16 protein-coding genes are annotated in these 19,975 nt (G+C 46.8%); 6 read left to right on the plus strand and 10 right to left on the minus strand.

What is annotated here, in order from left to right:
• Window position 1: 1 nt before the first annotated feature.
• The 4 genes from traK to ACYVK4_RS11425 all read left to right on the plus strand — a co-directional run bounded on the left by traK (window position 2) and on the right by ACYVK4_RS11425 (window position 3,613).
• Window positions 2–652, plus strand: a complete 651-nt coding sequence (gene traK, locus ACYVK4_RS11410) for a conjugative transposon protein TraK (RefSeq protein WP_461127635.1) — start codon at window positions 2–4, stop codon at window positions 650–652.
• A 252-nt stretch (window positions 653–904) separates the two neighbouring features.
• A complete protein-coding gene (traM, locus tag ACYVK4_RS11415; protein ID WP_461127636.1) occupies window positions 905–2,227 on the plus strand; it encodes a conjugative transposon protein TraM in 1,323 nt (440 codons plus the stop codon).
• Between the two features lie 26 nt (window positions 2,228–2,253).
• Complete coding sequence (gene traN, locus ACYVK4_RS11420) at window positions 2,254–3,372, plus strand: conjugative transposon protein TraN (protein WP_461127637.1); 1,119 nt, start codon at window positions 2,254–2,256, stop codon at window positions 3,370–3,372.
• A 76-nt stretch (window positions 3,373–3,448) separates the two neighbouring features.
• The gene (locus tag ACYVK4_RS11425) at window positions 3,449–3,613 is read left to right on the plus strand and encodes a hypothetical protein (RefSeq protein WP_461127638.1); all 165 of its coding nucleotides are present in this window, start codon (window positions 3,449–3,451) and stop codon (window positions 3,611–3,613) included.
• Window positions 3,614–4,204: 591 nt separating this feature from the next.
• On the opposite strand, the gene ACYVK4_RS11430 is transcribed toward ACYVK4_RS11425, so the two are convergent.
• From ACYVK4_RS11430 to ACYVK4_RS11460, 7 genes are all read right to left on the minus strand, one after another.
• Window positions 4,205–5,722 carry a glycoside hydrolase family 32 protein gene (locus ACYVK4_RS11430; protein ID WP_461127639.1) on the minus strand — a complete coding sequence of 506 codons (1,518 nt, stop codon included), beginning with the start codon at window positions 5,720–5,722 and terminating at the stop codon, window positions 4,205–4,207.
• Window positions 5,723–5,828: 106 nt separating this feature from the next.
• Window positions 5,829–7,550 (minus strand): RagB/SusD family nutrient uptake outer membrane protein, encoded by a 1,722-nt coding sequence (locus tag ACYVK4_RS11435; protein ID WP_461127640.1) that lies wholly within the window; start codon window positions 7,548–7,550, stop codon window positions 5,829–5,831.
• Between the two features lie 93 nt (window positions 7,551–7,643).
• Window positions 7,644–10,751 carry a SusC/RagA family TonB-linked outer membrane protein gene (locus ACYVK4_RS11440; RefSeq protein WP_461127641.1) on the minus strand — a complete coding sequence of 1,036 codons (3,108 nt, stop codon included), beginning with the start codon at window positions 10,749–10,751 and terminating at the stop codon, window positions 7,644–7,646.
• A 19-nt stretch (window positions 10,752–10,770) separates the two neighbouring features.
• Window positions 10,771–11,670 carry a carbohydrate kinase family protein gene (locus ACYVK4_RS11445; RefSeq protein ID WP_461127642.1) on the minus strand — a complete coding sequence of 300 codons (900 nt, stop codon included), beginning with the start codon at window positions 11,668–11,670 and terminating at the stop codon, window positions 10,771–10,773.
• A 12-nt stretch (window positions 11,671–11,682) separates the two neighbouring features.
• Window positions 11,683–13,005, minus strand: coding sequence for a sugar porter family MFS transporter (locus tag ACYVK4_RS11450; protein ID WP_461127643.1), 1,323 nt, complete (start codon window positions 13,003–13,005; stop codon window positions 11,683–11,685).
• A gap of 190 nt (window positions 13,006–13,195) precedes the next feature.
• Window positions 13,196–15,865, minus strand: a complete 2,670-nt coding sequence (locus ACYVK4_RS11455) for a substrate-binding domain-containing protein (protein ID WP_461127644.1) — start codon at window positions 15,863–15,865, stop codon at window positions 13,196–13,198.
• A gap of 292 nt (window positions 15,866–16,157) precedes the next feature.
• Window positions 16,158–16,742, minus strand: coding sequence for a hypothetical protein (locus ACYVK4_RS11460; protein WP_461127645.1), 585 nt, complete (start codon window positions 16,740–16,742; stop codon window positions 16,158–16,160).
• A 408-nt stretch (window positions 16,743–17,150) separates the two neighbouring features.
• On the opposite strand from ACYVK4_RS11460, the gene ACYVK4_RS11465 reads away from it, so the two are divergent.
• Entirely contained in the window at window positions 17,151–17,486 is a 336-nt protein-coding gene (locus tag ACYVK4_RS11465) for a hypothetical protein (protein WP_461127646.1), read from the plus strand.
• Between the two features lie 59 nt (window positions 17,487–17,545).
• A complete protein-coding gene (locus tag ACYVK4_RS11470; protein ID WP_461127647.1) occupies window positions 17,546–17,848 on the plus strand; it encodes a DUF2695 domain-containing protein in 303 nt (100 codons plus the stop codon).
• A gap of 43 nt (window positions 17,849–17,891) precedes the next feature.
• Here ACYVK4_RS11470 and ACYVK4_RS11475 read toward each other — a convergent pair whose 3' ends face one another.
• The 3 genes from ACYVK4_RS11475 to ACYVK4_RS11485 form a co-directional block, all read right to left on the minus strand.
• Window positions 17,892–18,311, minus strand: coding sequence for a hypothetical protein (locus ACYVK4_RS11475; protein WP_461127648.1), 420 nt, complete (start codon window positions 18,309–18,311; stop codon window positions 17,892–17,894).
• Window positions 18,312–18,331: 20 nt separating this feature from the next.
• The gene (locus ACYVK4_RS11480) at window positions 18,332–18,577 is read right to left on the minus strand and encodes a type II toxin-antitoxin system HicA family toxin (RefSeq protein ID WP_461127649.1); all 246 of its coding nucleotides are present in this window, start codon (window positions 18,575–18,577) and stop codon (window positions 18,332–18,334) included.
• A 384-nt stretch (window positions 18,578–18,961) separates the two neighbouring features.
• On the minus strand, window positions 18,962–19,576 hold the full coding sequence (locus ACYVK4_RS11485) for a DUF4369 domain-containing protein (RefSeq protein WP_461127650.1): 615 nt from the start codon (window positions 19,574–19,576) through the stop codon (window positions 18,962–18,964).
• Window positions 19,577–19,975 lie beyond the last annotated feature (399 nt).

Genomic DNA, 19,975 nt, shown 5'->3' on the forward strand with positions numbered 1-19,975 from the left:
CATGAATGGACAATTTCGTTACCTGACCAATTTAGAAACATCCTTCAAAATGGTGCGCTGGATGGCCATCACTGCGGTAGTTGGAAGCCTCGCGTTCGCGCTGGGTGTAGCCTACTGGGCTTTCGCCGAGGTGTCGGCCAGTCGCCAAAAGGTGTACGTACTCGATAATGGAAAGTCCATTATGGTAGCCCTCGCTCAGGAACAGAATATCAACCGGCCAGCTGAAGCAAAAGACCACATCAAGACATTTCATCGACTCTTTTTCACGCTTGAGCCCGACGAGAAACAGGTGGAAGGTAATATCCGAGAAGCAACGTACCTGGGCGATCGCTCGGTTGTCAGGTTGTATCAGGATCTACAGGAAGCGGGATATTATGGACAGCTGATTCAGGGTAACGTACACCAGAAGGTAGAGATTGATAAAGTCGAGGTCAATTTCAGCCAATCGCCCTATCGCGTGGTGACCAGCGGACGGCAACTGCTGATCCGGGCAAACAACATTACCATCCGAAAATTAGTGACGGAGTGCTACCTCATTGATGTGGCCAGGACGGACAATAACCCGCATGGCTTCATGATTGAGCGATTCAAGGTGGTCCAGAATCAGGACATCGAAACGGTTCAGCGGTCCAACCAGACTTCGAATCTATGAAAAGGCCACATCATACGTACTGGCGTTTATGGCGCAGACTTGTTGTCCGAAGACTGCGAGGGTGGGAAAGTCGACCTGTATCTGAGCGAAAATGGCACGTGCTGGCCGCATTTTTTACCCTTTTGCTACTGGGTGGGTGGTCCGTGAGTATGAATTTATCGCACCAGCCACCTGCCCTGCCAAACTCTTTCTCCAAGGGTCAACCATTAACCCCGAAGGTATCTAATCATTCAGAAACCCAACGTGTAACTCATGAACCTTACCTATCCGACTCAACCAGAAAATTACATCGATAATCCGTCACCTGCGGATACGACTGATCCGGCCGAAGCACCAACGGCTCGCAAATCGTTTCAGGACGTTTTGAAAGACAAACGGTTTTGGATGACAGCACCCGTGCTATTACTTGCTCTTGGATCAACCGGGTACTTCCTGATTGCGGGGACTGAGGGTAAACAAATGCCCCTCATTAATAATGTGAACGCAACGATCCCTATCGCACAAACCGACAGCGTACCCAAGTCTAAGTTGGAGTTACAGGCAGCCCAGCAGCGACAAGGCTTAAACAGTCAGTCTACCGTCAACGGTATGCAAACTGGTGTTGTCGCTGCAATACCTGAATCAGCGCCCTCTACGGGTTTACCTGCTACGCTCGACCCTTACGTATACAAGCAAAAACGGATGCCCGAAGCAATCGATCCGGAATTTGCCGCGATGGACTCGTTGTATAACCCTTCGCCCCCTCCGCGTCAAAACAGGGTAGGAGGTAGGCTCCGTCCAAACAATCGAATACGAGCGGTCTCAACAGGTTATCCCCAAATGGCGCTTCCTAATGAATTTAATGAGGAGGCACTGCCCAGACGGGATGTACAGAAACAAGTAGACGACAGACAGCGACTACTGGCTTTGTTGACAGAGTACAAGCGGGACAAAGAAGCCAAGGCGGCTATTGCCCGCGAAGGGGAGCGGCCGCGTAAAGCAGAATCAGGAGCTGTCGTCTCTACGTTGGGGGAAACCACCAATCGACGATTGAATGGTTTCTACGGGCTATACACACAAGATCAGAAAGGGGGTCAGGAATCGGCCTTAACGGAAGAGCTGGGCACCATCCGGGCTGTCATTCATCAAGATCAGCAAATTACCGATGGAGGACGAGTGCAGCTTCGCTTATTGGAGCCAGTAACCGTACGAGGTGTTCTCATTCCGGCCAATACACTGGTTTTCGGTACTGGCAGTTTTGGTACTGAACGTGTGGGTATCACGCTGAATAATCTTCAGTACGAAGGACACATATTTCCAATTAAGCTCACAGTACACGATATGGATGGTATGCCTGGCGTGTTCGTCCCGAACGTGCTGGCTGCGCAAGAAGGAAAGCAACTGCTGGGACAGACGATTAGCGGAGCTAACTACAATCTGAATGGTACCTCAGCGAGTAGCGCCAAAGCAGCCGCAACAATGGCCGGCATATCAGCTGCACAGTCAGGCTTGTCTGGTGCTCGAAGCATTCTTCAACGAAAGATTGTCCAACAGAAAGCTACGCTGAAAGGAAACTATTATGTACTGCTCAAATGAGCTTAGCCAGGTAATTACTGAAGTATATGAAACGACTTATTTTTTCTGTTAGCGCGCTCCTCATCCTGTCGGGTCCAAGTATGGCGCAACGCAAACCAACGTATATCAAGCGTACGTACGCAAAATTGATAAACAAGCGGGACGTACCGGGCCGGCCTCCCATCCCTGAAAGCCCTATGCTGTTAGTTCAGCAACAAACGGTTGGTAAGCCAGACAGCACGCATCGAGCTGAAAGTACGATTGCCGTGAACCTACCCGGCAATAAGCCCCTTTCGGCTTCAGGGGCTCCACGCACTTCTCCGGAAGCGCTTATACAGCCCCAGCACATAATCCGTTCCTACTACGTCGATTTGGCGTACAACAAAACGGTATCGATCATTTTCCCAACGGCCGTACGGTCAGTCGACCTGGGAAGCCGCAGCATCATGGCCGACAAAGCGGCTGACGTAGAAAACGTGCTGAAAGTAAAAGCGTCCCAAATCGGCTTCAACGAAACCAATTTTTCGGTAATGACCACTGACGGCAAGTTCTACAGCTTCGTGGTCAACTACAATGAAACGCCAGCGGTCCTGGCCCTCAACCTGGCAGGGTCTGGAAAAACGGAGCCGGGAAGCCAGGGCAGTCAGATTAACTTAAACGATCGCATCCAATCTGTAAATGGTATCGATGGCCAGGAAGGAGGCATTCAGTTCGCAGGGGTGAAAGCAACGCAGTCAGACATCGTTTATGCTAGCGATCGTATACTACGGAATCGTAGCCGAGGAAAACGGGGAACTGAGGCTAATAAGATGGAAGCTCGTTTACGGGGTCTTTATGTGAAAGATAACGTGCTTTACTACCGGCTGGCCATTGAAAACGAATCGAATCTAAACTACGACATCGATTATGTACGGTACTTCATTGTAGATGGTAAAACTGCCAAACTGACTTCCCGGCAGGAAATTGAGCTACGACCAATCTATGTGCACAATGAAGCGATTACAACGGTACGAGGACACCAGAAAATTGAGCGAGTATATGCCTTCCAGAGGTTTACTATCCCGGGCAACAAGCAGCTGCTGATTGTGATTGGTGAACAAAACGGCGGTCGAGAACTAGCGTTTCAAGTTCAGAACAAGGACATCATGAAAGCCCGGCCATTATAAGGGCACTATCTTTCAAACATAAAAGCTCCGTCACAAGCGGAGCTTTCTGCATTTATACGAATCCTTACCGACGTTCTTGCTGACGCAACTGTCGACTCATCTGGTCAATATCACGTTGCAGCTTGTCAATACGCTGACGTTGACGTTGCTGCAAAAAGCCACGAATGAAGAAAAACAAGAAGAAAACTACGAATCCAATAACCATCGCTCACACTCCTTTCTACCCGCTGGACGAGTTTAAGTCTATTTAGCCGAAAGGTATAGTAAAGTGTATTGTTTGTCAAGTGTTGGCAACGTGCAAACCTAATTATAGAGTAGAACCCTGCTCCCTGCTGTATGTGCTTTTTATCATGCAACTCTTTCAATGGGAATCGGATAACTCTGGAAAGCACGCAACGGAACACCAAGACAATTCCTCAATTAGCTTAAAATTTCTGTTTCGCAAACTCACACCCATCGCTGAAAATGATACCTTGATTTATGAGATAACAATTTGAGATTGAGCAGAGGTATGATTGGGTCATTCGTTTTAAATTCGGCAACTGTCACTCAAAACGGGCGTTTAATTGGACGGCTTGTTTTAATAATTATCAACTACTTTTCGTAGCATACGCAGAGGGGAAAATCTCAACTACTATCAACTAATACTAGCCCTTCGCGAAGGGGCACCTATTTCAGAAGCCTTCTCAAGGGTATTTGAGAAGGCTTCTGAAATAGGTGCCCCAAGACTGCCTCCTAAATAGGCATTTAATTAACCATTTACGTGATTTAGCCTTCAACAGGATTTTCTATCGTTAGGCTAACGTGCTCAATCAAGTGCTGATCATCACACTTAAAGCCCCTTATTAACAGAAGCGTCCAGTGATGTATAGGTTAGAGCTGTTATCGAAATCCCGGTAGCCGACTTTAGGTATAATTTCGTCAGTTCCGTATTCGGAAAAAAGATGTCTGTCATAACGGTAAGACCACTATCGGCAAACAATTCGACTGAAGCAACATCCGCTACAAGCACAAGCGATAGTTTTGAATCCGCCGATAGCCGTGGGGCTGAATGTCGTTTACCAAAGCCTTTTTCAAAATTGACCTTACCCGAATGGCTCCGGTCTATGTAGTACTCATTCGCTTGTTTATCGTAACCGATTATCAATTCATCACCTTTTTTGTTGCCTAGTGTGATGGAAAAGTCTGCCGTCGCCTGCGTGGCCAGCTCCAGTTTAAACAAGCCTGTTTTGTTACTGACTTTCGCCGTTAAATCGTACCCATTATAAACGGGTAGATTTTTTAGTGAAAGGCTTTGCCCTTTTAACGCAGTCAGTTCTTTAACGGGTTCAGACGTCAAAAACAGTTCCTGATTGATTTCTGTCAACCCTAGTTCACGTGGTATCGTGTTGGCACTTCGCCAGGAATCAGTGGGCACTATGTTTGCATATTGCCAGTTGCTCATCCAACCCATCAGGATAACTCGATTGCCTGTATTAGAAAAGGTTACGCCAGCATAATTATCCGTTCCATAATCCATCCACTTCGTTTTGGTTGAATAGGGCTTGAACGTTTTTCCGTCAAAATCACCTACAAAATATTGGGTAGCCGAGCCACCGTTTGGGCCACCAGGGTTGATGCTAACCAGCAATACCCATGCCTTCTTGCCATTATACTCCAGAGGAAACAAATCCGGACACTCCCAAACGCCCCCGTGAGCCCCCACACTGTTACCGAAATCACTTTCCTTTGACCAGGTTTTTAAATTTGGTGACGAATAAAAGGTAACACGGTCTTTTGTCGCCAGGGTCATGATCCACTTTTGCTGGGGTTCATACCAGCGTACTTTAGGATCACGAAAATCACTAATGCCCGGGTTGTGTAACACTGGGTTCCCTGCGTACTTAGTCCAGGTTTTACCTTCATCCAGACTATACGCCAGGCTCTGATATTGAAATTTATCGGATTTTTTCTTTTCTAAATCTTGGTTATGGTGGGTAAAAATAGCCACTATAGGTGTCTGCCCATTTTTGCCGAAGCCGCTGGTGTTCTTGACATCGAAGACGGCACTGCCCGAGAAAATCCAGCCCAAACTATCGGGGTAAAGGGCAATGGGGTGTTCCTGCCAATTAACCAAGTCTTTACTGGTAGCATGTCCCCAGTGCATCGGTCCCCACTTTGTACCAGTTGGATAATGCTGGAAAAATAAATGATAGGTACCTTTCACATAGACCATCCCATTGGGATCATTCATCCAGCCCACTTTAGGGGAGAAATGAAGCTGAGGACGGTGCAGCTCCAGTTGGGTCGTTTGGGCCAGTGCAGGACTAATGGTTGCTAAGACAACCAGAACGATGAGTAGTTTTTTCATAAGAAATTGATGGAAAGTCAAGGCGAGAAACAAGGCAGCGTAAGCTACCCGGAAAAGTCAGGCTGAATTGTGGGAACAATTCAGCCTGACGAATAGCCTGTGTCGATCAAAAACCGGGATTTTGTTTGTAAAGGCCTTTACTGAAGTTAATTTGGTTTAAAGGAATGGGTAAATATTCGTCGCGATTTTTAGTGAACTTCGCTTCTTTTAAATATTCGCGCTTGGTTTTCTCCGCCGAGAAATAAGTAGTCAAATACTCAGCGGCAACACCCCAGCGGACCAGGTCGAAGAAACGATTGCCTTCCATAGCCAGCTCCAGCCTGCGCTCCCAGCGCAGTGCCTGACGAGCCGTAGCCTGATTCCACACGATGTTGATACCTGGTTTATAGGTGCCAATGGCATAGTTCGACGTCGCTTTCCCCAGAGCGTCTTTTAAGAGAGACGTGCTTTTGCCTGCCCGTTCGCGGAGTTGATTAATAAGGGGCAGTGCTTCGTCCTGACGGCCCAGTTCAATAAGCGCTTCGGCTTTCCAGAGCAGAATATCGGCATACCGGATAAGAACTGAATTTTTCGAGCTGCCCATAAAGGGCGGTACTTTTCGGAAAGCCGGGCTATCGGGTGCCACAACCTCTTTCAGCGAAGCCGTAGCCCCATAAATTTCCGGTGCCCGCGCCCACTCCGCCTTGAAGATAAAGTTTGGTTTGTATTTGAAGGGATGCCCTGGAATAGCCACCGTATGATCGACGCGTGGGTCGACGGGGGTAGCATTAAAATCAGCAACTGTTTTAAGGTCACTTGCATTGTAGGTGTCAAACAAGGGTAAACCGTTTTTGTCGGTTTTAAACGCATTGATCAGATTCTGACTGGGCAGATGGAAACCACAACAGCCAAACTCCTGATTCATCGGATAGTTGAGCATGCTGCTCCAGTCAAGTCGACCTTTGGGTGTACCATCGTCGAGCGAGCGTTGAATGGCAAAGACCGATTCAGCGCCGTTGTCGTATTCGGGCAGGAAGTTTTTGGCGAAATCATCATAGAGCGCGTACTTACCCGAGTTGATGATATCGTCGGTTAATTTAACGACCTCCTGCAATTTGGTCTGATCAATGCCTGTTACGTTGTAGTTTACATCCTGCTTATAGGCCTGATACAGCAACGCTTTGGCCAGATACGCCTTCGCCGATAACTGATTGGCCCGGCCTATTTCCGGCTGAGTAACGGGCAGATCCTGCGCGCCGACCCTGAAATCGGCTACAATTTTATCCCATAACTGATCGCTGGTCAACGCAACATTCGAGATGCCCGCGTACTGGTCGTCAGCAACTGTCTCATCAATGTAGGGAATTAAATTGAACAGGATCTTTAATTCGAAATACGCATGGCCGCGCAGAAAACGCATTTCAGCCTGCCGAGCTTTCTTAGTGGGTAGGGCAGTTTCGCTAATGGCGTTTAACCGGCGTAAGGCGTCGTTGGCCCGTGAAATCGAGACGTAGTAGCGAAACCAGAGTTCATCAGCCGGACCTAAATCAGGCCGGATATAAGCAAACGTTTCAAAAAAATGGAATTCGACCAGGTCGGCCGTTCCACCACCGCCTTTGTAGGCATCGCCCGAACGCACATTGCCATAGGGCCAGAGCGTAAAGGGAGCCGTATAGTGATCATTACCTAGCGCCGAATAAGCCGCTACGCACATCTTATTGATGTTTTCCGGGGTATTCAGATCATCTCCGCTAATCACGGCTTTGGGCGTAACATCCAGCGCATTCTGGCAGGAAAAGTGGACTGCCAGCAGCGCACCCGTTAGAATCCAGTGTTTTATCGATTTCATAAGTAAGGTCTATCTATTGGATTATGTCTTTCCAGGCTTACCTGTTTATTAAGCAGGTGTTTGAGCTGGAATGAAAAAATGAAACGGCTTGGGTTAGAAAGAGAAGTTGATACCGGCGGTATACATGGCGGGCTGAGGATAGGCGCTATTCGGCGTTTCGGGGTCAACTCCGGTGTATTTGTTTGCCTTACTGGCGGGCTTTAGTGTTAGTATGTTTTGCCCCTGTACATACACGCGGGCCCGCTGCATTTTTAGCCGCTGTGTCAATCCGTTCGGTAGCGTATAGCCAATCTGGATGTTACGCAATTTCAGATACGAGCCATTCTCAACAAAGTAGGTGGATGTGCGCCCCTCGTTGTTCTTGTCGGTTAGCGTTACCGCCGGAATCGTCGAACTGGTGTTGGCAGGTGACCAGGCATTCAGCGTCCGGGCGCCCCAGTTGGTACCGGCCCAGAGGGACGAAAAATCAGTCAGGATTTTGTTATCGTTATATACGTCGTTACCCTGCACACCCTGAAAGAAAAAGGCAATGTCAATTCCCTTGTAAGACGCACCGGCGTTGAATCCATACATGAATTTAGGATCTCTGATACCAATCCAGGTGCGGTCTGCTACGTCGATCTTCCCATCGTTGTTGAGATCTTTGTAACGAATTCGCCCGATCCCTTTGCCGATCTGCTGAGCGGCCGCATCGACGTCGCCCTGGTTCTGAAACAACCCGTCCGTTACGTAACCGTAAACTGAGTTAATCGAGCGCCCTAGAATGTTATCGGTGGTGCCGTTACCGCCGTACACATTGACCACTTCATCGGGTAGGCTGATCACTTTGTTCCGGTAGGTCGATACATTTCCGGAGAGATTGTAACTAACATCCCCAATGCGGCTTTGATAACCCAGTTGGATTTCAATGCCTTTGTTCTGAAGCGATGCGCCGTTTACCCAGCGACCGCCCCCGTCACCAACAACGGCCAGATAAGGTGGCTGCACCAGAATATCCGTTGTCTTTTTTACAAAGTAATCGATAGAGCCTGCCAGCTTTTGGTTGAAAAAGCCAAAGTCGATACCGTAATTCGTCTGGGTCAGCGTTTCCCATTTCAGGTTGTTATTCCCTAATTGTGTGCGCCGAAATCCTGACGGCAGGCCACCCGTGTTGGCGCCGTTTAAGTCATAGGCGGTTCCCGAATCTTCCGTCCAGGTCGGATCAATACCGTAGTCGGCTACGTAAAGGGCATAGATGGCATTATTGGCAATGTTCTGGTTACCCGTTTGTCCCCAGCCGAAGCGCAGTTTTAAATCGGACAAGGCCGGAACCTGGTTTTTGATGAAAGCCTCTTCACTCAGGCGCCAGCCAAGTGACATGGCTGGAAATACACCATAGCGATTGGCTTCCCCGAAACGGGATGACCCATCCCGCCGGACCGTAACCGAAGCGAGGTAGCGGTCGTTATAAGCATAGTTCAGCTTGCCAAAAAATGACATCAGGCTGTAGGCAGTACCGTTGCCACCATTGTCTTTATTGCCCGAGCCAGCATCCAGGTACATATAGTCAGGCGTTTGCTGGGCAAAACTCTGTCGGCTGGCCGAGAATTGCTGGCTGGTGAATTTGATCTGTTCACTACCCGCCACCAGATCGAAGCGGCTTTTACCGGTCGTTACGGCATAATTCAGCGTATTCTGCCATACCCAGTTTCCGAAGAAATTATTGTTATTGGTAACCCGATTCGTTGGATCGGACAAAAAGCCTGACTTATACGATTTATACATCGACCGCAGACTGGTCATTGTATAATCGACCCCCACGTTCGAGCGCAGGTGCAGATTTGGGATAACTTCCAGGTCGATGAACGCATTACCGAATAGCCGCCCGCCGTAGGTTTTATTCTGTTTATTATCCTCAATGAGCCGGACTGGGTTGTGCCGATCCGTCATGCTGGGCGCTGGACCGCCCCACCCCCCATCGACCGTATGAACCGGTACAATGGGCTGTTGAACCAGCGACAGGTACATGATATCACCCGTTGGGATCTCGGTCTGACGGGTCTTGGTAAACATCAGGTTTTCGCCAACTTTCAAGCGGCCATTGAGAAAACTATAATCGGAATTCATCCGGGCAATGATCCGGTTCAGGTTCGACTCCCGGATGATGCCATCATGATTGAAGTAATTGACCGAAAAGAGCATATTTCCCCGCTCGCCCCCATTCGACAAATTCAGATTGTACGATTGAATGACCCCCGTTCGGGATACTTCGTCGAACCAGCGGGTATCGGCCGGGCGCATGGTTTTTTCGCCATCAATGAATTCGGGGAGCGTGATTTTGTCCAGTACTGGCTGACCATTGGGACCGGCTTTGGATTGAAACTGATAGAGCGGACTGGCGGGGGTAACGCCATCGTTCGTAGCAGCCTGCCAGAAAACCCGTCCCCGTTGTTCCGTGTTCAGAACATTTAGCTTGGAAATGTAATTTTGAGCGGTTGCGTAAGCGGTGAATTCAACGCGGCTTACGCCTTTTTTGGCTCGTTTGGTCGTAACGATAATGACCCCGTTACCCGCCCGTGAGCCGTAGATACTGGCCGCCGAGGCATCTTTCAGAACCTGAATCGACTCAATATCGTTTTGATTGAGCGTTTGCAGCCCTTCCGTGGTGGGTACACCGTCGATTACGTACAGCGGTCCGGTGCCTCCACCGAGTGTTCCCACCCCCCGAATCTGCACATTGGCCCCGGCACCCGGATTGCCATCCGTCTGGATGTACACACCGGCAACCCGACCCTGTAAATTCTGCATCACGTTGGCGGCCGGCATGTCTTTAATGTCGCTCACCTTAACTACGGCGACAGCCCCCGTTAAATCGGCTTTACGTTCTTCTTTATAGCCCGTTACGACTACCTCATTCAGATTTTGCAGATCATCTTCCAGGACTACATCGACCGTGCTGGCGTTACCAACCGGTACCTCTTTGATCTGCATCCCGACAAATGAGAAAGTTAACGTTGCCCCGTTCGATACAGAAATCTTGTAGGTTCCGTCGGCACTGGTGGTGGTTCCGTTCTGGGTTCCTTTTTCAACAATTGTCACGCCGGGCATGACCATATTGTCGACCTTGGAACGCACGTTGCCCGTGATGTTCAATCGGTTTTGCGAAAAGGCTAAGTGGTTGCTAATCAACAAGAATAGCAATCCTAATACATGTTTGTTCATAGGGTTACGAATGGTTAAATTAATGAATAGAAAGAGAGGTTTTTCTTAAAAAAGCCTGAACGGTGGCTTCTGAGAACGGGGACGTGGCACCTGGTTGCGTAGCCATATAAGCCCCCAGGGCACAGGCGAACTCCAGGATTTTCTGTGCGGATTCACCGGATAGGGTTTTGTAAAGAAAGCCTGACAAAAAAGCGTCACCGCTGCCGATGGTATCCGTCACCTCGACGGGAAAGCCAGGCTGTTGCACAAAGCCGGTCGTATCCAACATCGCAGCCCCTTTTTCGCCTAGTGTAACACAAACGGTCTCCAGGGCATATCGGTCGCGGAGTTGCTTCATGGCCTGATGTAGGTCCGTCTGATCGCCATACCAGCTTACTAATTCCACTAGTTCATGCTCGTTGAGCTTGACAATGTCAGCCTGGTACAGAAGCTGTTCAACCGTATTTCGCTCGTAGTGGGGTGCCCGCAGGTTTACATCGAATACCTTCCGACGAGCGACTCCCAACAGCGCCAGCAACGTTTCAAACGTCATCGGGCTGCGGGCCGCCAGGCTACCGTACACAAACAGATCGCTGGTTTGAACCACATCAATCAGGATCGGGTCCAGATGAATGTAGTCCCAGGCCACGGGCTGGACAATTTTATAGGTCACCTCGTTGGCATCCGAGATATTGGCTTTGGCGACGCCCGTCAGGTGAGTCTGGCCAATCTGGATCAAGTCGAGCGGCAAACCCTTGTCCTCCAGAAAGTCAAGCAGCTCCCGGCCTAGTTCATCACTGCCAACGCGACTGATGATCTGCGCATTAAGCCCCAGGTTTCGGAGATCTACGGCCACATTCATCGGCGCTCCACCGGGTTGTTTGCTGGTGGGGAGAACGTCCCACAGCACTTCCCCAAAACAAGTAATTTTAGGTGTCATGGTCAAAGGAGATTAGTGAGCAAAAACAGTTCTTTCTATTTTTTCCAGGCTGGACCCTTTTGTTTCGGGCATCAGCCGAACTACAAACAGCAGTTGGAGCACCATCATGAAAGAGAAAAACAGGAAGGTGTTGCCTCCGCCGAACTGCTCGGCCAGATACGGAAAGGTGAAGGTGATGATGGCGGCCATGAACCAGTGCGTAAAGCTGCCAAGTGCCTGTCCGCTGGCACGTACTTCGTTGGGAAAAATCTCGGCAATAAATACCCAGATGACAGCGCCTTGTGAGAAACCGAAAAAGGCAATGTAGGCAAATAGCAAAATGGGAACCGTCAGGCCGAAGTCCTGAACATAAAAGGCGCGGGCAACCAGCCCTAACGTAATAATCAGTCCTACTGACCCGATTTTCATCAGCGTCCGGCGACCGTAGCGGTCTATCAGGTTCATGGAGATCAGCGTGAAGATCAGGTTGATCAACCCAATACCGGCCGAAGAGAGTAAAGACGAGCTTTTGCCAAGCCCCGTCATCTCAAAAATGCGGGGGGCATAGTAGATAATGGCGTTGATTCCCGATACCTGATTAAACACCGCAAACAACATCGCCAGCATAACGGGGGTCTTATACGTTTTCGAAAACAGACGGGGGGAAATCGCCAAATCAACCTGACTTTGCTTAATAGCGCGGAGGGTTTGCTCCGCGGTGTCCGGATCAATCAGATTCAGCACCTCACGAGCCTGAGTCACATTCCCTCTTTTCAGCAACAGCCAGCGGGGACTTTCCGGAATGTAGAGTACCGCAAGCAGGAAAATAATGGAGGGCACTGCCTGAATGCCCAGCATCCAGCGCCAGGCTTCTGTTCCTATATCGGCGAGCAGAAAGTTGGACAGATACGCGATCAGGATGCCAAATACGACATTGAACTGAAACATGCCCACCAGTTTTCCGCGCGATTTGGCTGGTGAAATCTCCGTGATATACATGGGTGCAGCCACTGACGATGCGCCTACGCCCAATCCTCCCAGCAGCCGAAAAAGCAGAAAGACGCCCCAACTGGGTGCCAGCGCTGTACCCAGTGACGCTATAAGGTAGAGAACGGCAATGCCAAACAGCGTTTTCTTGCGACCCAACTGTTCAGCTGGAATACCCCCCAGCATCGACCCAAGTACCGTACCGATGAGCGCGATGGATACGGTGAGGCCATGTTCCCAAACACTGAGATGCCATAGGGTCTGGAGTGACTGCTCAACCCCGGAAATAACGGCCGTATCAAAGCCAAAAAGGAAGCCGCCCAGAGCAGCAGTAATAGACCAGATCAGAATGTTTGTTTTTCGATTCATCGAGTTGAAAATCGTTTATGACGTTTTCGATGAATCAAATCTCCAGAAACTATACTGCCTTATCCTTTAAACTCTTTTCAAAAAACACTAAAGTTGATACATTGACTAATATGCTGACTATCAGCAGTAATATAGGTGACGCTTTGTCTATTTAATGTAATTTTGATACAACGCCTGTAAAATTGATACATTATGAATTTCGCCACTCCGAAGGAGTTTGACCCACTTTCTGCCGAAAGAAGGTTGCAAAGTAAGCGGGGTCTTTAAATCCTAACGCATAGGCGATTTCGGAGATATTCTTTGTTTGGTCACCCAGGAGTTGTTTGGCCTTCTTAATCCGGTAGTCAGCGATATAATCGTTTACATTTTTGTTGGTCAGCGCCGTAATTTTCCGGTAAAGTTGTACTCTTGACATCCCCAGTTCACGGCTCAGGTTTTCGACCGATAACTGATTACTGTTGATGTGTTTTTCGAGTAATAATTCAAAGTCGAGTAAAAATTTTCGCTCCTTCGACTGTACTTGCTGTGGGTTAGTGATTTCATTGGAAAACCGCCTTCTCATACGATCCCGATTGCCAAGCAGATTCCTGACCTTTACTTCCAGCAACTGCTGGTTGAACGGCTTGGGGATGTAGGCATCGGCACCGGCTTCAGTACCTTCCAGCTGATTTTCCAACCCTCCCTTGGCCGTTATCAAAATCACGGGAATATGCGACGTCCGGAAATCCTCTTTTACCCGCTGCGTCAACCAGATTCCACTCTGACCGGGTAGGGTGACATCACTTAAAATGATGTCCGGAATATTCTGCAAAATAAGCTCCCACCCTTTTTCGGCGGTTTCGGCGGGTAGAATACGGTAGCTTCCGGCGAACCGGCTTTGTAAAAAAGTCAATAACTCGCTATTGTCTTCAATGATCACCATCGACTGATCGGCACTCGACGCTGCGTCAACGACCCGAGTGTCTTTCTCTGTCTCCACACTATGATCAAACACCGGAGCGGATGTTAGCTGTATTGGATCCTGTGGCGGGCTGTAGGGTAAGGTAATTGTGAACGTGGTGCCTTTCCCCGGTTCTGATGTTAACGTTATTTCACCCTGATGGAGCACAACAAACTCCTGGGATAAGGCCAGGCCTAACCCGGATCCTAAGGAAGCGGATTGATTGCCTCGGTAGTATAAATCAAAGGCATGGGCTTTGTCGATAGCATCCATGCCAACACCATTATCGGTTATGATCAGTTTTATTCTGTCGGCTGAGCGCGTCAAAGACACATGGATCAGGCCGCCGGGGGCGGTGTACTTAAAGGCATTGGAGAGCAGGTTAAAAAGTACTTTATCGAGTTTTTCGGCATCGAAGGTGTAGGGGAGTTCAGGCAATTGATGGATAAACTGTAGATCGATCTGGTTTTTTCGGGCTGTAAACGAAAAGTCATTCACAATTTCCTGAATGAATTTTACCAGATCGTGGGTAGCGGTAAGCAACTCTATCTTCCCGGCATCAATTCGCCGTAAATCCAGAACCTGATCAACGAGTTTCAACAGGCGATTGGCATTTTTTCGAATAAGCTCCAGCACTCGTTTCCCTTCTTTACCATCATAGGTTTTTCGATTGAGTAAATCATCCGCCGGGGTTAGAATCAGGCTGAGTGGCGTTTTGAATTCATGAGAGATATAGGAATAAAAGCGCATCTTATCTTCGGTAGCCTGCCTAGCCTGCGCCGATATTCGTTCAATTTCCTCTTTTTGTTGGGCCAGCACCTTATTGGACTGCTGTTTTTCACGCAACAGGGATAAAAGTACGGCTCCAAAAATGACGACAAGGGTTAATAAGGCCAGGAGTACACCAACTGCTTTTTTTTGTGAAGAATAAATCCGACTCAGATCCAGTAATTTGTAAGTCTGTCTCTCGATCGACTGCTGCTGTTCCCTTATTTTTTGGTACTGGGCCAACATTATCTCCACATTATCCGGGTTGATAACCGTCGTAAAAAGTTTGTTCTCTCGCTTGAAAGGCTTTTTGGTTAAGATGCTGACGGCGTTCTTGATGGCTTCTTCACCACCGGTCGGGTATAAGATTGTCGCGTCGATCAACCCTTTTTTTACTAAATCAAGTCCTTCATTTTTACCTGCTAGGCCATCAACACCAATAATTTTAAATTTCTTTCTCAGGCTTAACGATTGGCAGATTGTTGACACAATTAAGGCTAAGCGATCATAGTGCGCGTAGATTACATCGATTTGAGGGTGTGCTTTTAAATAGGCGGGTAAGATTTGATCAAGTTGGTCGTTTTGCCAGATAATACCAGCATAGGTGATGGCCGGATACTGCTTTAAGGCCTGGACAAAGCCCAGATGACGATCAATGGAGGGAGACGTATTCGGGGCCGCACTGATCTCCAGTACGGTTCCATGTCCTTTGAGCAGTGTATTCGCGTATATACCCGCGTTTTGGCCGACCAGGTAATTCTCGGCCCCTACGAAAGCGGTATACTTGGTGGAAGAAATGCGTCGATCTAAAATAATGACGGGTATGCCAGACAGATACGCCTGGTTGATCGAAGACGTATTGGCATCTTTCTCATTAGGCGACACAATTAATAAATCGACTTTCTGCGTTACAAACTCCTGTATCTGTTCATTTTGTTTTTTGGAATCACCATTCGCTACCTTCATCTCCATTGAGATATCAGGGTAAAATGAGAGCTCCCGCTTCATACCCTGATACATGTCTTTTCGCCAATTGTCACTCATCAAACATTGCGAAAAGCCAATGGTGTATTTGGGTTTTTCTTTCTGAGTACAAGAAATGAATAACAGAAACACCAATAAGCAAAATTTAGAAAAGGTAGACATGGCCATGGTTAGACGAAATTAGCCATCCAGATGATTAGATACACTAATCAAATTTGTCAACTTATTGAGGCTATAATACAAATTTAACCCTTAATCTGAGATGTCTACCCAAACTTGTTCATAGTACAGGCTTAGCCATCAGGGAGCCAAAATTAGACCCTAGGAAAATTTCGAACTAAAAGTCTATGCGGCTGATTGTGTTGGATAAATAATAAAAGTCACTGTCTGTCCCACTAAAACGCTGGTTTTACTATTTGTCCAACGCTATCCGTAGCATACTGACCCGTGAATGGCCCTGTTAATACGAAGAAACAATCAATACCCACGAATTGTACTGGCCCTCTTCGAGCCTATTCTCGATTGACATCGTTGGCGTCTCTTTTGCACAGGGTTTGCCCCGCCTCAACGCCGTCGTCAGGTCATCCGGTATGGGTTCTCCTATAGCCTTGAATGCCTTCTCTACCGTTGATGCATACTGGGTAAGGGCTCTCGATCTTTGGTTCATATTTGGTATACTAACCTTTACTTTCAGGGTCTGCACCTCAGTTTGCCTCGACGATTCAAGATACAAAGTGAGGGTATTGCGGAGCTGGCCAATGCCAGGGGAACCAAACTCGTAAAGACTTGAAGCCGACCAGCCTAACCCATCGTAATGCCAGTTTCTTATGCCCCCCCTGCTAATTGTAGCAAGTTTTTTTTGGGTCCTGGCCACATCATTGAATAGCGGAATCTTCAGGGGTTCTGTAACAGGCGAGGACTTGGCTTTAGCGACTGATGCTGAATCTGCCTTGCTGGAATCAGGGCTTTGGGTTGCCCTTCCCTGGTTGGGTGACGAACAGGCAACGGATAGGAGTAGGACGAGGTAAGTGAGGGTAGCTTTCATTGGAACACGAATCGTCGAGCAATATAAGTTTGCGTAAACGTAACAATTCCCAAGATGGTAAGCTCTTTGAGGTAGTTAATAAGTGGATACCTATAGGTGGGTTTGGTTTTTGAGGGAGACAATAGCCAAAACGATTTTCTACTCCAGGCTTATCAACAGACCCGTTATCAGCGGGGGTTTAACTGGACCACTTGTCTTAATGTCTGTCAATGGGATCGCACCGACGGACGGCCCCGCGGTGCGACCTCACTTGACAGGTATTCAAAAATATGCGTCGCACAAAAACGCTCATTTATTGAGTTTTTTTGTGGTTTACCAGTAAGCTACTAATCTGTCATACAGGGTGTATGACAGATTCTATTTTTGTATTACATTGTGTAGTACTAATCATAATGTAGATTATATAACATGAAAAATGGATCAATAGCCTATCCAGATAAGATTTGTCAAGTGGACAATGGCGGATTGACTATATCAGTTAGAAAGCAAGAGACACGAATCGAATGGGGCGAAGTAAAAAGTCTAGTAGCCTTCAAAGTGGATAAGCTAACCTATGATTCGATTTGCTTACAAATCGACTATGGCGAAAATAGATCTGTAGTCGCTTTAGAAGAAACAGAAGGTTGGGAGAGCTTGGTAAAAGGTGTAAAAGCCAACTTTCCTTTAGTGAATCCAGCTTGGGATATAGATATAATTCAACCTCCTTTTGCTGAAAATTTAACTATACTCTATAAAGGAGATTAGATTGTTCTTCGCTTGTTAATTGCTATTAGTTTACATAATGCCACTTATACAACAATAAAATGGCCTCAAAAGAAGATAAGCAAAAGAGAAAGCAGCTTTTGCAGGGGTTCAAGAACAAGGAGCAAGAAGCTAAGAGTGCACAGATGCCTATTTCTAAAGCAGATCTGAAAGATTTATTTGACTACTTGGATTCTTTGTTACAAGAGGAAGATTGTGATGATTCGCTGACGCTAACTGAAGCTTTTTTGTTAGAAAGGCATCTGCCAGTTGATCAAACAAAGGCTTGGCTGGCTCAATACGGTGGCTACTGTGACTGTGAAGTATTAGCCAATGTTGAAGACGAATTTTCTAAGATTATCTGACCTAGACTAACATAAAGCCACTTATACAACAAGGGACATTCAACTACATCAAAGCGACTTGTTTTAACTCGTTCGCTAGTTCATGGATTGCCTTCTCCAATTTCTTAGCTTGACTCTCAGAAGCCTTTTTATTGCCTGAAACGTACTGTTGAACTAAGTTTGGATTAAGTCCGGCTTTCGTAGCAATCGCCGATATTTTCAGCTCGTTAAAATGTTCAAAGAAGGCTCTCAGGTCGTAAACACAATTGAACTCAACATCAGTTACCTCTAGCCCTTGCCACTGCGGCATCTGATTACCTTCGTGGTTAAGATAGTCCGCGATTAAATCGCGCAAATTGTCAGTTACTTGTCTTACTGAATCCCCCTCAGTAGTAAACAGAAAGCCTGGTGCTTTGACGTAAGCACCAAAACCACCATCCATCCACTCGATGACAATAGACAGTGTTTTGGAAGTCTCTACCACAACTATAGCTTATTAGCGGGTTAACCCCTTTTGATTAAAGAAACTAGCCACTGTATCAGACGGGGTGCTTTTTTTACTCGTCCTACAAATCCCGCTTCTCTAAGGATATCATTGAGCAAGCCTAACTTTAAGCTTTGCTCTCCTAGATCAGGGACTGAGATTAGATTAGGCCGAGCAGTATGGCTAAAGATACGATGTTGGCCTTGCTGGCGAACTTCATGCCAGCCAGCAGCGGTAAGCATTTGAATCAGGTCTGAAGCTTTCATAAGTATATAAAGTTCGTGAGCGTCAAAGGTAATAAAATTATTACCTTTGACGCTCACGGAGTAATAATTTTATTACTTATGCATTTTCATTATGATGGGATTTGTTAGATAAATTCAGGACAAGCCAGTTCTTTCACCTCAATGCAGTTCTGAAAAAGATCATATAACATAATGTGAGTTATAAAACGAGTCTGGGAAATGTACAAACTAACTGAGGGTTAGATATTTGTACATTTCCCAGACTCGTTTTATACCTATGATTATGTAAATAGAATAAAACAAGAATTAAAGGGGAGGGAAGTCTCGGGATAGGTCTACAAAAAATACATAATTGCCTGCGTTGTCCGAGTTAATGTAGAAAGCGCAAGAGCCTACTTTTAAAACCTAAAACTTAGATAATAGAGAGAGTAATTCTTTCCCTTGTCGACTATTCCGAATTTCTTTTCCTAGTCCTTCATACAAAACCTTGTACCTATCGAATTGGTCAGGATTGAACATAAGGAGCATAGACAATAAGGAGGCACTGGTTCGATAATTGGGGTGGGTTTTAATAAAGCTAGCAATGGCTCGTTCGCGTTCAGGATTTGGTACAATTACTGGTGATACGTCAATACGAGTTGGATAAATCAAATCTATTTGCTGTCGAAACTGATTTAGAATTTCGTTTTCAGGTGTTCCTTCTATCGAAATCGCTCTAGGATTGTCGAACTCTCCATTGATTCTAATAATACCTGGTTCGTACCAGAAATAAATTGGTAAGCGAGTACCAATTGAGAAGGTAATAGTACTGTCGATAGATGGACGAGCCTCATAAGTGAAGTAACCATTAACAGCGAAAACAGTATCCGTGTGCTTCTTTTTGTCTTGTTGATAAATAAAACAAATGGGCCGATTACCAATCTCCTTAATGTGCCCTTGTACAAGACACGATTGCTTTTCCTGCCCTGATACCGTTAGGGCAAGATGCGTCAGCAAGAGAAGCAAAACTTTAAGTTTCATAATGATTTCGCTAGTTAGTGAAGACATTTTGAATAAATAACTGAAACTGTTGCTACTGTTGTATAAGTAAACATAATATTAACCCCTAAGCTATTTATAGCGCTTCTTTACTCGTAGTCTGCGGGTTCGATCTACCGATATTCCATTAACATAATAACCGTCCCTTGCCTTCCCTTTCCAAGTTACAATTCAGCTTCTTTTCAGGGCTCTTATGCGGTGGTTTATCTTAGAATAGTTCATTAACATAAGAATCCATATGCAACTTGACTGGGAATAGTACAAATATTAAGCCGTATTACAAACAGATCAACACCTCCAAATGGTGGATATTATGCGAAACTAATACTCCAAGCCTATTCTCAATAAATGCTCATTCTTGAGAAAAAAGAGCATTCCTGT

It is taken from the genome of Spirosoma aerophilum, assembly GCF_054782495.1.

Excerpts from the sequence above, each read along its gene's own strand:
- ACYVK4_RS11450 (WP_461127643.1), bottom strand. The coding sequence starts at position 13,005 with ATGAATCGAAAAACAAACATTCTGATCTGGTCTATTACTGCTGCTCTG.
- traM (WP_461127636.1), top strand. The coding sequence starts at position 905 with ATGAACCTTACCTATCCGACTCAACCAGAAAATTACATCGATAATCCG.
- ACYVK4_RS11465 (WP_461127646.1), top strand. The coding sequence starts at position 17,151 with ATGAAAAATGGATCAATAGCCTATCCAGATAAGATTTGTCAAGTGGAC.
- traK (WP_461127635.1), top strand. The coding sequence starts at position 2 with ATGAATGGACAATTTCGTTACCTGACCAATTTAGAAACATCCTTCAAA.
- ACYVK4_RS11480 (WP_461127649.1), bottom strand. The coding sequence starts at position 18,577 with ATGAAAGCTTCAGACCTGATTCAAATGCTTACCGCTGCTGGCTGGCAT.
- ACYVK4_RS11445 (WP_461127642.1), bottom strand. The coding sequence starts at position 11,670 with ATGACACCTAAAATTACTTGTTTTGGGGAAGTGCTGTGGGACGTTCTC.
- ACYVK4_RS11455 (WP_461127644.1), bottom strand. The coding sequence starts at position 15,865 with ATGGCCATGTCTACCTTTTCTAAATTTTGCTTATTGGTGTTTCTGTTA.
- ACYVK4_RS11440 (WP_461127641.1), bottom strand. The coding sequence starts at position 10,751 with ATGAACAAACATGTATTAGGATTGCTATTCTTGTTGATTAGCAACCAC.
- ACYVK4_RS11470 (WP_461127647.1), top strand. The coding sequence starts at position 17,546 with ATGGCCTCAAAAGAAGATAAGCAAAAGAGAAAGCAGCTTTTGCAGGGG.
- ACYVK4_RS11430 (WP_461127639.1), bottom strand. The coding sequence starts at position 5,722 with ATGAAAAAACTACTCATCGTTCTGGTTGTCTTAGCAACCATTAGTCCT.
- ACYVK4_RS11460 (WP_461127645.1), bottom strand. The coding sequence starts at position 16,742 with ATGAAAGCTACCCTCACTTACCTCGTCCTACTCCTATCCGTTGCCTGT.
- traN (WP_461127637.1), top strand. The coding sequence starts at position 2,254 with ATGAAACGACTTATTTTTTCTGTTAGCGCGCTCCTCATCCTGTCGGGT.
- ACYVK4_RS11485 (WP_461127650.1), bottom strand. The coding sequence starts at position 19,576 with ATGAAACTTAAAGTTTTGCTTCTCTTGCTGACGCATCTTGCCCTAACG.
- ACYVK4_RS11435 (WP_461127640.1), bottom strand. The coding sequence starts at position 7,550 with ATGAAATCGATAAAACACTGGATTCTAACGGGTGCGCTGCTGGCAGTC.